The 13,275-nt window shown below is 37.9% G+C and carries 12 protein-coding genes; 4 read left to right on the forward strand and 8 right to left on the reverse strand.

Features of this window, described 5'->3' with window-relative positions:
- The 3 genes from AC3WR0_RS21865 to AC3WR0_RS21875 are packed head-to-tail and all read right to left on the reverse strand — an operon-like array spanning position 1 to position 2,523.
- Entirely contained in the window at positions 1 to 657 is a 657-nt protein-coding gene (locus tag AC3WR0_RS21865) for a GntR family transcriptional regulator (RefSeq protein WP_492554271.1), read from the reverse strand.
- On the reverse strand, positions 654 to 1,694 hold the full coding sequence (locus AC3WR0_RS21870) for a ketopantoate reductase family protein (RefSeq protein WP_492554272.1): 1,041 nt from the start codon (positions 1,692 to 1,694) through the stop codon (positions 654 to 656). Before AC3WR0_RS21870 ends, AC3WR0_RS21865 begins: the two co-directional genes overlap by 4 nt.
- 10 nt (positions 1,695 to 1,704) lie before the next feature.
- Entirely contained in the window at positions 1,705 to 2,523 is an 819-nt protein-coding gene (locus AC3WR0_RS21875) for an SDR family NAD(P)-dependent oxidoreductase (protein WP_492554273.1), read from the reverse strand.
- A 521-nt stretch (positions 2,524 to 3,044) separates the two neighbouring features.
- Here AC3WR0_RS21875 and AC3WR0_RS21880 point away from each other — a divergent pair.
- The 3 genes from AC3WR0_RS21880 (at position 3,045) to AC3WR0_RS21890 (ending at position 4,791) form a co-directional block, all read left to right on the forward strand.
- Complete coding sequence (locus AC3WR0_RS21880; RefSeq protein WP_027321757.1) at positions 3,045 to 3,452, forward strand: globin domain-containing protein; 408 nt, start codon at positions 3,045 to 3,047, stop codon at positions 3,450 to 3,452.
- Positions 3,452 to 4,324: a ClpXP adapter SpxH family protein gene (locus tag AC3WR0_RS21885; protein WP_492554274.1), complete on the forward strand. Its 873-nt coding sequence runs from the start codon at positions 3,452 to 3,454 to the stop codon at positions 4,322 to 4,324. The genes AC3WR0_RS21880 and AC3WR0_RS21885 overlap by 1 nt, the downstream gene beginning before the upstream one ends.
- A 314-nt stretch (positions 4,325 to 4,638) precedes the next feature.
- Positions 4,639 to 4,791: a hypothetical protein gene (locus AC3WR0_RS21890; RefSeq protein WP_492554282.1), complete on the forward strand. Its 153-nt coding sequence runs from the start codon at positions 4,639 to 4,641 to the stop codon at positions 4,789 to 4,791.
- A 34-nt stretch (positions 4,792 to 4,825) separates the two neighbouring features.
- On the opposite strand, the gene pepF is transcribed toward AC3WR0_RS21890, so the two are convergent.
- The 5 genes from pepF to spxA all read right to left on the reverse strand — a co-directional run bounded on the left by pepF (position 4,826) and on the right by spxA (position 12,368).
- Positions 4,826 to 6,643, reverse strand: a complete 1,818-nt coding sequence (gene pepF, locus AC3WR0_RS21895; protein WP_492554275.1) for an oligoendopeptidase F — start codon at positions 6,641 to 6,643, stop codon at positions 4,826 to 4,828.
- Between the two features lie 105 nt (positions 6,644 to 6,748).
- Entirely contained in the window at positions 6,749 to 7,966 is a 1,218-nt protein-coding gene (locus tag AC3WR0_RS21900; protein WP_492554276.1) for a competence protein CoiA, read from the reverse strand.
- 540 nt (positions 7,967 to 8,506) lie between these two features.
- On the reverse strand, positions 8,507 to 10,018 hold the full coding sequence (gene cls / locus AC3WR0_RS21905) for a cardiolipin synthase (protein ID WP_492554277.1): 1,512 nt from the start codon (positions 10,016 to 10,018) through the stop codon (positions 8,507 to 8,509).
- A gap of 184 nt (positions 10,019 to 10,202) precedes the next feature.
- On the reverse strand, positions 10,203 to 10,874 hold the full coding sequence (gene mecA / locus AC3WR0_RS21910) for an adaptor protein MecA (RefSeq protein WP_492554283.1): 672 nt from the start codon (positions 10,872 to 10,874) through the stop codon (positions 10,203 to 10,205).
- A gap of 1,098 nt (positions 10,875 to 11,972) precedes the next feature.
- A complete protein-coding gene (gene spxA / locus AC3WR0_RS21915; protein WP_492554278.1) occupies positions 11,973 to 12,368 on the reverse strand; it encodes a transcriptional regulator SpxA in 396 nt (131 codons plus the stop codon).
- Positions 12,369 to 12,991: 623 nt separating this feature from the next.
- Between spxA and AC3WR0_RS21920 the strand changes: the two genes are divergently transcribed.
- Entirely contained in the window at positions 12,992 to 13,177 is a 186-nt protein-coding gene (locus AC3WR0_RS21920; RefSeq protein ID WP_492554284.1) for a hypothetical protein, read from the forward strand.
- Positions 13,178 to 13,275 lie beyond the last annotated feature (98 nt).

The following is a 13,275-nucleotide window of genomic DNA, read 5'->3' on the forward strand; positions in this document are numbered from 1 at the left end:
TTAATCTGCTTTCTGCCTCGCTAAAGCCTTCACTGCGTTAACATAGTGTTCTGAAAATACCCGTTGAATTTTTTGCAGTTCCCTGGTTCTCAGTGTATCAATCAATAACTGGTGATTTTCGACCACCATACTGGCCCTGCTTGGAAGCTTGTTGGCAACAGTCAAAAACATTGCTCCAACTTGTGTATCAAGCTGCTGGTGCATCCGAATTAACCGTTTATGCTTTGATAATTGGACAATCGTTCCATGGAACTGAATATCGCACCTTGCTTCCTGCTCTAAATCCTTTTTTAAAAAGGCTGTCTCTAATTCTCCGAGCAATTCTTCTAATCTGGTAAAATCCTTCTCTGTTATGTTGGCGGAAGCCAATAACGCAGATTCCCCTTCCAGCAGGGCTCGCAAGGTATAAATCTCATAGGCGTCCTGCATCGACAAGGTTGTCACGAATGTTCCCTTATTGGTTTCATGTTTGATGAGCCCCTCATTTTCTAAAAGCTTTAGAGCTTCCCTTACAGGTCCTCGGGAAATGTTCATTTCCTCTGCAAGCTGTGCCTGATTGAGACGTTCCCCCGGTTTTAATGTTCCGTTAAAAATCATTTTTCGTATGATTTTGGCAACGTCATCAGATAAATTACGCTGTTCGAGAAAAAATTTCATCGCTGTTGAACCCTTTCGTATAGTTTTTTTAATTCATAAAGGTTTTCCCAGCTCATTTGTCTTACACCTGTCTCAAGCTCTTTGATTTGCTGTATTAACGCGTTGGTTAATGGCATTTCTAAACCGTATTGATTTCCAATTTCTACAATCGGTACGAGCTGTGCATCAATTTCCGTTTTCCGTTTTCGGACGGCTAAATCTCTCCAAATTCCACTTTTTGTCTTTTTATTAGCTGCCATTCTTACTGATAGTTTTTCGAGTTGTGCATCAAGTACTCCACGATTACGAGATTCTCTTGGGTAGACTAATTCTGGCTCCCAATCATCAAAACCCAGGGGTGTCACACCCTCTTTGTCAGCAACCTCCAATATCTCTGAGCATAGCTCCATTAAGGTCTCTCTTAAATCCTGCTTCCGTACTACTGCTGCCATGGTTTCATCAGCCAATGCAGTGGCATACAGCAGCCCGGCGTAGGACATTTTCCCCCATAAAAATCCCCAAATATTGTCGGTAATCTGTGCTGGCCCCCATGCCTGCAAGCGATGTTGGAGGTCGCTGAGCCTGGAAGTTACTTTGGAATCGAGCTCACCAATGTACAGTGACGCCACTCCCCCATAAAGTATTCTTCCTGGTTCTAGATAATCTGCAGAAAAGTTAACAAAACAGCCAATCGTACGTTCTTCTCCAACCATACTTGCAATCTGTTTTTCACATAATCCGTTTTGAACCGAAACGATATAGGATTCTTCCGACAGCAACGGAAATATTTCTTCCACTGCCTCTTTCGTATGTTGAGCTTTTACACAAATCAAAACGGTTTTTAGCGGTTTCCCTCTCTTTCTAAGCTGTTCTGGAGTAAAAGAAGGGCATTTTGCAGTAAAGGTTTCTTCCGGACCTTCGATAATTAATCCACTTTCATTAATTTTATTTACATGGTTTTCAGCGATATCACAGAGGACAATCTGTTCCCCTTTTGCAGCTAAGTGTGCACCAATAACACCGCCAATGGCACCCGCTCCTACAATTGTTATCTCCATAACGCCCCTCCTAGAAAAGTTGTAACCCACCATCTGCAGAAATAATCTGTCCGCTGACATAAGCCGAATAGTCTGATGCAAAAAATAAAACTGGGTGGGCAATATCCTCTGGCTTGCCAATCCTTTTAAGCGATATGGATTCGATCAGCTGCTGCTGTTTTTCCTCTCCCATTGCATCCCATTGTTTGATCGAGGAAGGATTAGACAAGACAAAGCCTGGTGCAACATTGTTTACAGTGATTCCATAAGGCCCCAGTTCTCTTGCCATTTGCCGTGTAAAGCCTATTTGACCTGCTTTTGAACCTGTATAAGCCTGGATCCCGGTCAAACTGCTGCTGCGGCCAGCACCGCTTGAGATATTAACGATTCTCCCGTATTGCCGTTCCTTCATGTAGGGTACAACCGCCCTAGTCATATAAAAACAGGCGTACAGATTGATCTCCAATACCTTGTGCCACTCGTCATCCGTTACTTTTTCAATCGGCTGATGGACCTGGTCAACAACCCCGCCTGCATTATTAACCAAAATTTCAATAGAGTGAAATTGCTTAATCACATCGATAATGAATTCCTGAACTCGTTTGGATTGGGTTAGGTCCACCTGATAGGTATGTATGGTCCCTTGCGATTGAGTTTGTTGTATGGATGAGGTTACTTCCTCTCTCGTCCCCTGTAGCTGTTCCTCTAAAATATCAACAGCTATTACATTAGCACCCCGTATGGCAAATGCCTGACAGATTGCACGGCCAATCCCATGCCCCGCCCCTGTTACAATCGCGGTCTTATTCTTAAAAACAGTTGAATGTAAAATGTTAACACTTTCAGACAATGTAAACACCTCTTTTTTCTAAACTTTCTGACTATTTAAAATGTATCTTACAATCCTATTCACCTGGGTGCAATAGCTTCGACTGAACTTCCTATAAAGATTGTTTAAATGTTACTTTTCTGCTTTTTTCTTATTTCTCTACTTAAGGATCAAAAGTGTACTTCCAAAAGTACACTCAAATTTTTAAAGAATCCAATTACCCAATTTAAATTACTGTGTAATGCTTTGCCCAAAATGCTTTAAAACCAATTTGTATTGATGATTGGTTAAATTGGGCAGAATACCTCCATATAGTTTCAACGATCGATAACTTTGTTCAAGTACTTTTCGGCTTTCTTTTAACTTCGACAATTTATACTAATTTCTGGAATATTGGGTAAGACTTTGTTTCTCTACCCATCAAAATATAGAGATTTTTTGATATTTCCAAAGAAATTCCCCATTCCAAAGCGATTTATTTGAGATATAAAAGGGGCATTGCTAAAATAAGGCATACAAACTCATTATAAGGAGTTGTCAACATGATCGAGAAAATGCCCACTCCATTCGAGGCTATTGGAGAAGATAAACTACATGAACTTGTAGACACATTTTATGGCCTGGTTGGAAAGCATCCTGATCTAGCACCCCTGTTTCAGAATGATTTTTCCGAAATCGCCAGGAAACAAAAACAATTCCTGACTCAATACTTAGGTGGTCCTAATTTATATACACAAGAACATGGGCATCCCATGATGCGTGCCCGTCACTTACCATTCCCCATCACACCTGTAAGGGCAAAGGCCTGGCTTTCCTGCATGCACCAGGCAATGGATAAAGTTGGATTGGAAGGACCTCTTCGCGAGGAATTTTATTCCCGGCTTTTCCTTACTGCCCAGCATATGGTGAATACACCAGATGAGAACGAAACACAAGGTGATTTGCTGTGATGGAAGGGGAAAAGTATGTAAATCAAGCTTCTGCGCATTGCCATGGCAGTGAGAAAAAACCGATCGAAATTTATCTCTTTGTTGATCCTCTCTGTCCTGAGTGCTGGGCACTTGAACCTATACTCAAAAAGCTGCAAATTGAATATGGCCGATATTTCTCTATACGTCATATTTTAAGCGGAAAATTAGCTATGCTGAATATGGGTAAAAAGCATAAGTATGAAAGCATCGCAAATCTTTGGGAGAAGACAGCTAGCAGGTCAGGAATGTCATGCGATGGAGACCTGTGGTTTGAGAACCCAGTTTCATCACCCCATATTGCTTCTATTGCTGTTAAAGCAGCAGAACTTCAAGGGAGACGAAGAGGACATCGTTTTTTACGAAAGCTGCAGGAAGCGTTATTTGTAGATAAACAAAACATATCTAATTTTGATGTCCTCAAAGATTGTGCTCGCAGTGTAGGTTTGGATGTTGAAGAATTTATTACTGATATCCATTCAGATAGTGCAGCCAAAGCTTTTCAATGTGACTTAAAGATCACTTCCGAAATGGAAGTTAGTGAAATTCCTACTTTGGTTTTTTTTAATGAGAACGCTGAAGAGGAAGGAATAAAAATTGCAGGTTCTTATCCATATGAGGTGTATGTACAAATTCTTGAAGAAATGCTGACCGAACAACCGATGAAATCGCCTCATCCCCCACTCGAAAACTTTTTAAAGTTTTTCCGTCTGGTTGCGACTAAGGAAATTGCAGTGGTCTACAATATGTCCATCTCTCAGGTGGAAAAGGAAATGAAAAAACTTTTACTAAAAAAGAAAGTGGAACAGATCCACGCTAAGTATGGAAGTTTTTGGAGATATATTGAAACCTAGGCCAGCCATCTTCCTAAGTGGGCGGGCCTTTTTTTATGAATAAAGAAAAAGGCCTGAAGCACTTGGCTTCGGCCTCTTTTATAAATACGAACAAAGGGGATGGGAGAAATTTTTCACGGTCAAACAAAGGGGTATATGTTTGTTTGTGATCAACTTCACGTATAAAATATATCATGGGAATGCCTTCATGACAATAAGTTTGTTATACATTTCACAATATTGTCAAATTCATATTAGCGATAAATGGACAATATATTATCTTTAAAAGAGATCTATTTGAGGTGAAAAGTATGAGGAAATTTTTTTATCTTTCGATGTCGGCACTTCTATTGTGCTCCTTCTTTATACATTTACTGGCCCTAATGCACCTGGCTCCGCTCCTGTTAAGCATTCCTCTATTGTTTTTCTCCATTTTTATTTTCATCATGAGCCTAATCGACCGCAAACGATTCAAAGGATTTCACTAGTATAAAAGGGATGGCGGCAGCCATCCCTTTTCTCTTATGACAATAACTTTTCCATTTCGTCCAGTTTTTCTTCAAACACCTTACAGGCATCTGCGATTGGCTGGCTGCTTGTCATATCGACACCAGCTCTTTTTAATACTTCAATCGGATAATCGGAACTTCCGGACTTCAAAAATTCTACATAGCGCTTAACTGCAGTTTCCCCTTCTTCCAAGATTTGCTTACTAAGAGAGGTTGCTGCACTAAATCCGGTTGCGTATTGATATACATAATAATTGTAGTAAAAATGAGGAATTCTGGACCATTCAAGACCGATTTCTTCATCGATTAATAAGTCCTCTTCACCAAAGTACTTCTTGTTAAGCTTATAGTATTCCTCTGTCAAAAGATCAGCTGTTAATGGAACATTGTCCTGTGCTTTTTGATGGATAAGATGCTCGAATTCTGCAAACATCGTCTGGCGGAAAACAGTACCTCTAAAACCTTCAAGATAATGGTTAAGAAGATAGAGGCGTTTTTGCTCATCATCAACTGTTTTTAACATGTAATCATTTAGAAGTGCTTCATTACAAGTTGAAGCAACCTCTGCTACGAAAATAGAGTAATTTCCATATGGATAAGGCTGTGTTTTTCTTGTGTAATAGCTATGGACGGAGTGACCGAATTCATGGGCTAGAGTAAACAGGTTATTCACATTGTCCTGCCAGTTCATCAAAATATATGGGTTTGTTCCGTAGGTACCGGAAGAGTAAGCTCCGCTGCGCTTCCCTTTATTTTCATGCACATCCACCCAGCGATTTTCAAATCCCTCTTTCAGAACCCCAAGATATTCTTCACCTAAAGGTGCGAGTCCTTTTAAAATAATCCCTTTTGCTTCTTCATATTTGATTTCCATTTTTACGTCTTTAACAAGAGGAGTGTAAAGATCGTACATGTGAAGCTCATTAAGTCCTAATAGCTTTTTCCGTAGCTTTATGTAGCGGTGCAGCAAGTGCAGGTTATCATTTACTGTCTTAACCAGGTTGTCATAAACACTTTCCGGAATATTATTAGCTGCAAGAGCTGCCTGCCGGGCTGAGTCATATTTTCTAATGCGAGCATTGAAATTATCCCTTTTAACATTACCGCTTAATGTGCTTGCAAAAGTATTACGAAATTTGCCATAAGTATCGTAAACCGCTTTGAAAGCATCGTGACGGACCCTCTGTTCTCCGCTTTCAAGAAATCTTGAGTAGCGTCCATGAGTTACTTCAACTTCTTCTCCATTTTCATCCTTAATCGAAGGAAATTCGATGTCTGCATTGTTGAGCATACCAAAAGTAGTGCTTGATGAGTTTAGAACTTCTGAAGCTTCTGCAAGAAGTGCTTCCTGGTCTGCTGGCAGTACATGCGGCCTTTGGAGATTGATTTCCTCTAAAGCATGCTCATAAAGCTTTAATTCCTCCTTTTCTTCAAGGAAGCTTTCAATCTTTTTCTCATCAACTGATAAAAGTTCTGGAACTATAAAAGCCAATTGACTTGCTGCCTGAGAATAAAGGCTTTTAATTCTTCCATCAAGGCTCTGATAAAAGGAATTTGTTGTATCCTGGTCATACCGCATATGTGCATAGGTATACAATTTGCTCAGCTTTTCCATGAGCCTGTCTTGATATTGTAGCGCATCATATAGTGCAGCTGAGTTTTCGCCTAGTTTACCCTCAAATTCTTTTATCCCAGGAATTAAATCTTTAACCTCATTAAATTCCTTTTCCCATGCTTCATCACTTGAAAATATATCCTCCAGCTTCCAGGTATCCTCTACGGATATCTCCTTGCGAGCTGGAAGTGCTTTTACTGTTGATTCGTTCGCCATGTTCATCCTCCATTCGACATTTCGGGATTCGAAAAAAATGCTCTTCAATATATTCTACTTTTCCCTTGATATTCCTTTCTATTTTTATAAAATTAATTGGAATATTCAACTATTACTATTACAATCACTATCATTTATTATTCCCCAGTATGTCTGATAAAAAGCATCTTCCATTACCTTTTGTTCAGCAGAATTCTGCGGAACTCTGAATACATTGTTAAGTTTATAAATCCCTGTTTCTACTGAACTTAGTTTACCCATCCGCGTTAATACTTCAAAGTATTGCTTAATAACTCCATAGCTGCCGGAGCAATCAGCTAGTGGAAGCGTTCTAGATACGATGTCGTTTAATTTAATCCTGAGATTAATCTTTCGCACTGCTTGTTCTAGAGTTACAATGGCCCCTGGCTTTATAAATCTAAGGTAATCGAGATACAAATAGATTTGCCAGACTAAAGGCGGAGTTAAAAAGTGAGTGGCTCCCGTTAAAGGAATTCCAATTTCAGGAGGAAGAAGAAAGAGGTTCAGGTGGTTTCTATATAACTCATTTAGGACAAGTATAGGTTTTGAGGAATGAAATTGGATAGAATTCATTTTGAAGGTATATAGTGCTCTTTTCCAATCATTTGCACTTATACGAGAAGAGTTGCCAGAAGGCTCAATTAAGCTTCCTATTGAGGTATTCTGAAGTGGAGATACAGTTATGTCTGCCAGGGCATTTTTTGAAGAATACGGAAAAAGAGCGTTCAATTGGATAAGGGATTTACTGTCAGGAGAATAAAAGGGAAGAGTCCAGTTTAGTGAATGATTTTGTCTAACAAATAAATATTGAAAACCGGAGAGTGAAACTGCGGAGGCATTTTTCCTTTGAAAGTGTATTGCCCCCAATAGCCAAATTGGGATATAGCCATGATTTAAATAGTATTTTGTCCTTTTTAACACTATTTCAGGGGAGATAACTGAGCATTGGAATTCAAGGGCGTATTTTTTTCCTTCATATTCAAACATCATATCTGGCCTCTGACGAATTTCTTTAATATAATACTCCATCTCTACTGTTGAAACCTGCCGCTTAAGCCACTGGTATAAGTGTTTCTTTCCAAGCAAATGATATTCGGTTTCATTTTCAAAACTATCCAAGCAGGTATGCGCCTTTAAATGAGAAAAATGAGATATTCGTTTTTCACCTAGTTTTAATATTACCTTTTCACCGCATGACGGGCAGAAAAATTCCTCTTTATTACGGAAATACATCAGGCTTGCTTTTTTATAATTATTACCCAGGCATAGCTTTTTGCCTGTTTTTGTGATCGCCGTTAACAAAGTGATCCCTCCTTTAATATAAGGCTTTGTTAAACTAGTTTATTGATTTTCACTCCAAGACACTCTTTAACACAGCCTAATATAAAAATTCGAGATATAAAAATAAAACCCTTTAAATATTAGAAAAACTTGGCATTCACCAAGTCTCTGGCGGATGCCCTAGTTTTACTTATCACGCTCAAATCGGCACATCCTGTGCTTTTCGCCTGACTAGGACTTCCTGTCCGTCGTGCGTTCAGAATTTAGGGATATAGATTCTGATTAGCTTAGAAAAACTTGGCATCCACCAATTCTTTTTGATCTTATCAGCTCAAAACGTCACATCCTCGAGAGCTATGCTTTTTCTTCCACGGAGGCAAAAACTAACGAAGTTTTTTTGTCCTGTTCCTTTCGCTTGTCTAGGACTTCTCGAAAAGCAGGAGCTTTACCTACCTGCGGTGATATACCTGACAAAGCCTTCCTTGTCCTGTCCGTCATGTGTTCAGAATTTATGAATATAAGTTCTGAATAGCAAAGAAAAAACCTCCATAAAGGAAGTTTTTAAAGAAGAGGGGAAAGCAGCCTTGAGGTAGACTCTAAAAGGCGGTAACCCAGATGCCTCTTATTAAAAGATTCTAGTTCCAACTTTTCTGAGTATTTAAGATCAAGGAGAAATTCATCCACAAGCTTTTGGGTACTTTTAGTCCTATATAAGAAAGCGTTAACCTCAAAGTTTAAGTGAAAACTTCGCATGTCCATATTCGAGGTTCCAATGGAGGCGAGTTCATAGTCAACTATGACAATTTTGCTGTGCATAAAGCCGCGTTCATACTCGTAAATCTTTACTCCAGCTTCTAGCAGTTCCGGGAAATACGATCGTGAAGCATGAAAAACGATTCTTTTATCGGGTTTATTGGGTACCAGGAGCCTGACGTCAATACCGCTTAACGCAGCAACTTTTATGGCAGAGAAAATATCTTCATCCGGAATGAAGTAAGGAGAAGCTATCCATACTGATTCACGGGCAGATGTAATCATAGAAAAAAAGATATTCTTGATGACGCTCCATTCATTATCAGGTCCTCCCGCAATAAGATGAACTCCCCCATGGCTTTTACCGTCTATGACCGGTGAAAGGTATTCATCTGTCAGGAAGCTGTGATTTGTAGCATAATACCAATCCTGGAGAAAGATGAGCTGTAATGACCTGACTGCTTCACCCTTTAACAATAAATGAGTGTCTCTCCAAAAACCAATGCTCTTAACTCTTCCTAAGTATTCATCCCCAATATTCAGCCCGCCGACAAAGCCTACAGATCCATCAATAACGATTATTTTTCGATGGTTTCGGAAATTAAATTTGTTATTTAAAAATGGAAGCTTAACTGGTCCGAATGATACGGTTTCAACCCCTGCATTCTTTAATTCATTAATATACTTTTTGGCTAGCTGCCAGGAGCCTACTGCGTCATATAAAAATCGGATTTTTACTCCTTCAAGTGCTTTTTTAATGAGAACATCCTTTATCTCATTCCCGATTTTGTCATTCCGAACTATATAGTATTCTATATGAATGTGGTGTGTTGCCTTGTTTAATTCTTTAATAATATGGCGAAAAGTTTCGTTTCCATTTGTTAGAGTTTTTGTTGCTGTATCGAAAGAGATAGGACTGTTTCCAAGCCTTTGTGCCAAAGAGAAGAGTCTTTTCTGATGGTCACCCATCTGCTGAATTTTTTCTTCACTCCTGGGATCAATGTCCCCTTCAACTGTTAAAAAAGCCTGCTTATCAAGGAAGTATTTTTTTCTGTACATTTTTTCTTTTCGATAGCTTCTCCCAAAAAGCAAATAAAAGAAAAATCCTATTAGGGGAAAACTTCCGAGAACGACAAGCCAGGTCAGTGTCTGCGTAGGATGTCTGTTTTCAAAAAAGATTAAAACTCCTATAAATATAACAGAAAGTGTAACAAATACACTTAGAAAACTAACAATTCCCCCTTCAAGCTTTTGCCTGAAAATAAAGAAAAAAACAAAAAGAAACACACCGAATATAATAACCCGTACGGTATTTTTCAAAAATCCTCACCACCCCATACTCCATAAACAGAAAACATTTTATCTTATTTTATGTTAAGTGTGTGTTATATCTTTTGAAATTTTTTACATTTTCATTTAACAACCCAGAAATTTCTCAGGTCCCAAAAAAACGTCTACCTTATTAGCTTTTAAAAAAGCCGATTTCAAATGAAATCGGCCTGGTTTATCTAAAATGCTTTCTTAATTCAGCAAAAACATTTTCAGATATTATTTCTTTTCCATACTCTTCGATGCGATGAATGGTTACTTGTGTTTCATGCCCATATTCAAGAAGGATACTTAAAATATCATCAATTTGGTCCTCTTCAAATTGTTCTTCTGGGAACTCAGCGAATAAATAATAAGTTCCATCGAAGTGAAAAAGACTTGTATTTATATCATCCAAACCAGGATAAAGAGATAACTGGATAATGTCTTCAAAATCTTTAAAAGCGAGCAGGAATTCCAAAGGCTCATCTTCGAGCAGTTCTTCCTCAGAACCATATGTCCGTGGATTAAAATGCTGGTCCAGAAGTTCCTCAATTTTCTCATCTACAGGAATATCCTTCATTTTGTCACTTGGTATAGGAAGCTCAAATTTTTGTCCATCTCTGGATAACTGAGCTTTTGTCACCAAGACCTCAAGACCTTTTTCTAAAGCCTGAACTTGAATCCAAAGCGGTCCCTCGACGGTAAATTCCTCTTCCTGATGTACCTCATCCATCATTTCCCAGAAGAGCTCTTCACTTCGTTCCCGATTGTACCAGATCTCTTCTCTGTCGAAGCCTCTTTCCTCTATATCAATATATGAGATATAAAACTTAACGGTGTTCTCATTAATGCGTTCTATTTCCATCATCAACTCTCCCTCCCTTTCCATGATTGAAGGGACTAATAACCCCCACGAAGAATGATAATGCTTATCTATTACCCATTTTAGACCTATTTATTCTTGGCTAATGGGATAAAAGTCAGCCTTGTACTTTTATTTTATGATAAAAAAATGAATATGGGAAACAAAATATCCCGGCAATTCAAAAAACGGCAAATGCCTATTGATATTCCTTCTATTTTATCAAAAAAGTGGCTTTTTTACAATAAGACGGTGTTCTTTGTGCTTATTCCGACAACAGGGTTTGTACAAAATTAAATGCAATGAAGTTTAATTTAACCTCCTTCACTAGGTGTTATTCTTTATACTCCGTTAACTTTTACAATTGTTTTTTATAAAAGAGGAATCCGCTCCCTTAGGAACAACAACATCGTTTAGCTCAGAGACTTTTAAAAGGAGGTATGGGTTAAGCTGCATCGCTTGTCGGGGCTGACCAAGGCGCTTCTGTACTTCTTTCTCCTCGGCACGTTGTACTTTGTTTCTCCCTTTGATCTGCTTTTTCCGAAGCAAATTGAACTTGCTTTCGTGGAAAATTACCGCAAGAATTAAATTTGATTGCACAAGAAATGCATTATTGAATTTACGCACACGAAATTATGTGAGAAATAAGTAAGGAGTTACGAGGAATCACCTTCCTATCCAATAGAAAATCTTGGCATTTGCCAAGCTCATTTGGCGGAGTGGTTAGGTTTGCCTATCATGCACAAAACGGCATTCCCTCTAAAAGCTTTCTTGTTCTTCGAGTGAAGGTATAGATAACGATGGTTTTCTTTTTTTGTCGCTTTTTCCAGCTAACGACTTCCTCGAAAAATTTTCTTTATGCGATGATATAGCTGACGAAGCCTTCCTTGTTCTATTCGTGTGCGTTCAGAAATTATGGATATAAATCCACATATAACCCTTTGTCCCAGATATAGAACCTTTCTTATCATCGAAAACTCGAAACATCTCATCATTTGATTAGTAAAAAACTCGACCATTGCCGAGCCTTCTTATAAACCGGCAATAATGCTTTATTAACACAAAAAAAACCCCTTCTTTAAATTGAAGGGGTTTTGAAAGTTAATTTACCATACGTTGTGCTTCTAGTAACTGGAAAGTACGTACTTTCCTTGGAAGGAAACGGCGGATTTCATCTTCATTATATCCTACCTGCAGACGCTTCTCATCTAAAATAATTGGTCTGCGCAGTAAGCCTGGATTATCTTTTATAAGTTCAAATAGATTTTGCAATGGCATAGTTTCAAGATTTACATCGAGCTTTTGGAATGTCTTTGATCGTGTTGAAATGATTTCATCTGTTCCATCTTCTGTCATACGAAGAATTTCTTTAATTTCATCAATAGAGAGCGGCTCGGAAAAAATATTTCTTTCGGAATATGGGATTTCATGCTCTTCCAGCCAGGTTTTTGCTTTTCTGCATGATGTACAACTTGGTGAAGTGTATAGTGTTACCATTTTGGTTTCACACTCCTTAATTATTTTCAAACTATATATGGGAAATAGTAGCTTAGCAATCAGAATATATCTTCTAAATTATAATTAATTTAAATAAGTAATTTATATCATTAATTATACACTACCACTCTAAAAAAAGTAACCCTATTAACAAATAAGTTTTCAAGAGATTATTTAATAATTACTTTATATTAGACGATAGATTTCCATAAAAGTTTCAAGTTTTTATCAAATAATTATTTGACATCCACCCTTTTACGGGAAGATAATCAGCTAAATTAATAAATCATTCGTATTTTATTGCAGCTTTATGTACGTGACTGCTATAAAATTTAAAAAATATATTCTTATAAGTTAAATACCCTTTTCGTTTTTATCTTAAACCTCTTAAAATAATTTTTTTTATTCTCAATTAAAATGGACTTTTGAAAACGCTTAACTTGTTATGTGTTTCATTTAAATGAATGGTGAAAAAGCATAACCTTTTCATTTAAATAAAATTTTGCGTATTTTTCCCTTTTCATATGTTTGAAGTTCTTTTAAAATAAAGGTAGGAAAATGCTTTCAGGCCTGAATCGGTTGAGCCTGTTCCCAATTTGAATGGAGGGTTTATCTTGGCTGGATTGGCTGGTTACATAACAGATTTAACAATTGTTGCAATCCTTGTTGTAGGTATTACTGCTTTTCTGGGTGTTATCACTAATGGTATCGGTGAAAAATTATTTGGCGGAAAGAAAAAATCAGAATTTGTCCAAGAATCTGCAAAATACCAAACTGGTTGGAAAGCAGTGGGTGGCAATAAAAAATAAATACAAAAAAAGAACTCAGACTTTGTACTGCACCCCAAAAGTTAGAGCTAAAATCTAACTTTTGGGGTGTTTATTTTTGGCTAAATATAGTGAACGAT

The sequence above is a fragment of the Neobacillus sp. FW104-15D2 genome, from assembly GCF_058790155.1.

Excerpts from the sequence above, each read along its gene's own strand:
- mecA (WP_492554283.1), bottom strand. The coding sequence starts at position 10,874 with ATGGAAATAGAACGCATTAATGAGAACACCGTTAAGTTTTATATCTCA.
- AC3WR0_RS21890 (WP_492554282.1), top strand. The coding sequence starts at position 4,639 with ATGTCGGCACTTCTATTGTGCTCCTTCTTTATACATTTACTGGCCCTA.
- AC3WR0_RS21865 (WP_492554271.1), bottom strand. The coding sequence starts at position 657 with ATGAAATTTTTTCTCGAACAGCGTAATTTATCTGATGACGTTGCCAAA.
- AC3WR0_RS21885 (WP_492554274.1), top strand. The coding sequence starts at position 3,452 with ATGGAAGGGGAAAAGTATGTAAATCAAGCTTCTGCGCATTGCCATGGC.
- AC3WR0_RS21870 (WP_492554272.1), bottom strand. The coding sequence starts at position 1,694 with ATGGAGATAACAATTGTAGGAGCGGGTGCCATTGGCGGTGTTATTGGT.
- AC3WR0_RS21880 (WP_027321757.1), top strand. The coding sequence starts at position 3,045 with ATGATCGAGAAAATGCCCACTCCATTCGAGGCTATTGGAGAAGATAAA.
- spxA (WP_492554278.1), bottom strand. The coding sequence starts at position 12,368 with ATGGTAACACTATACACTTCACCAAGTTGTACATCATGCAGAAAAGCA.
- pepF (WP_492554275.1), bottom strand. The coding sequence starts at position 6,643 with ATGGCGAACGAATCAACAGTAAAAGCACTTCCAGCTCGCAAGGAGATA.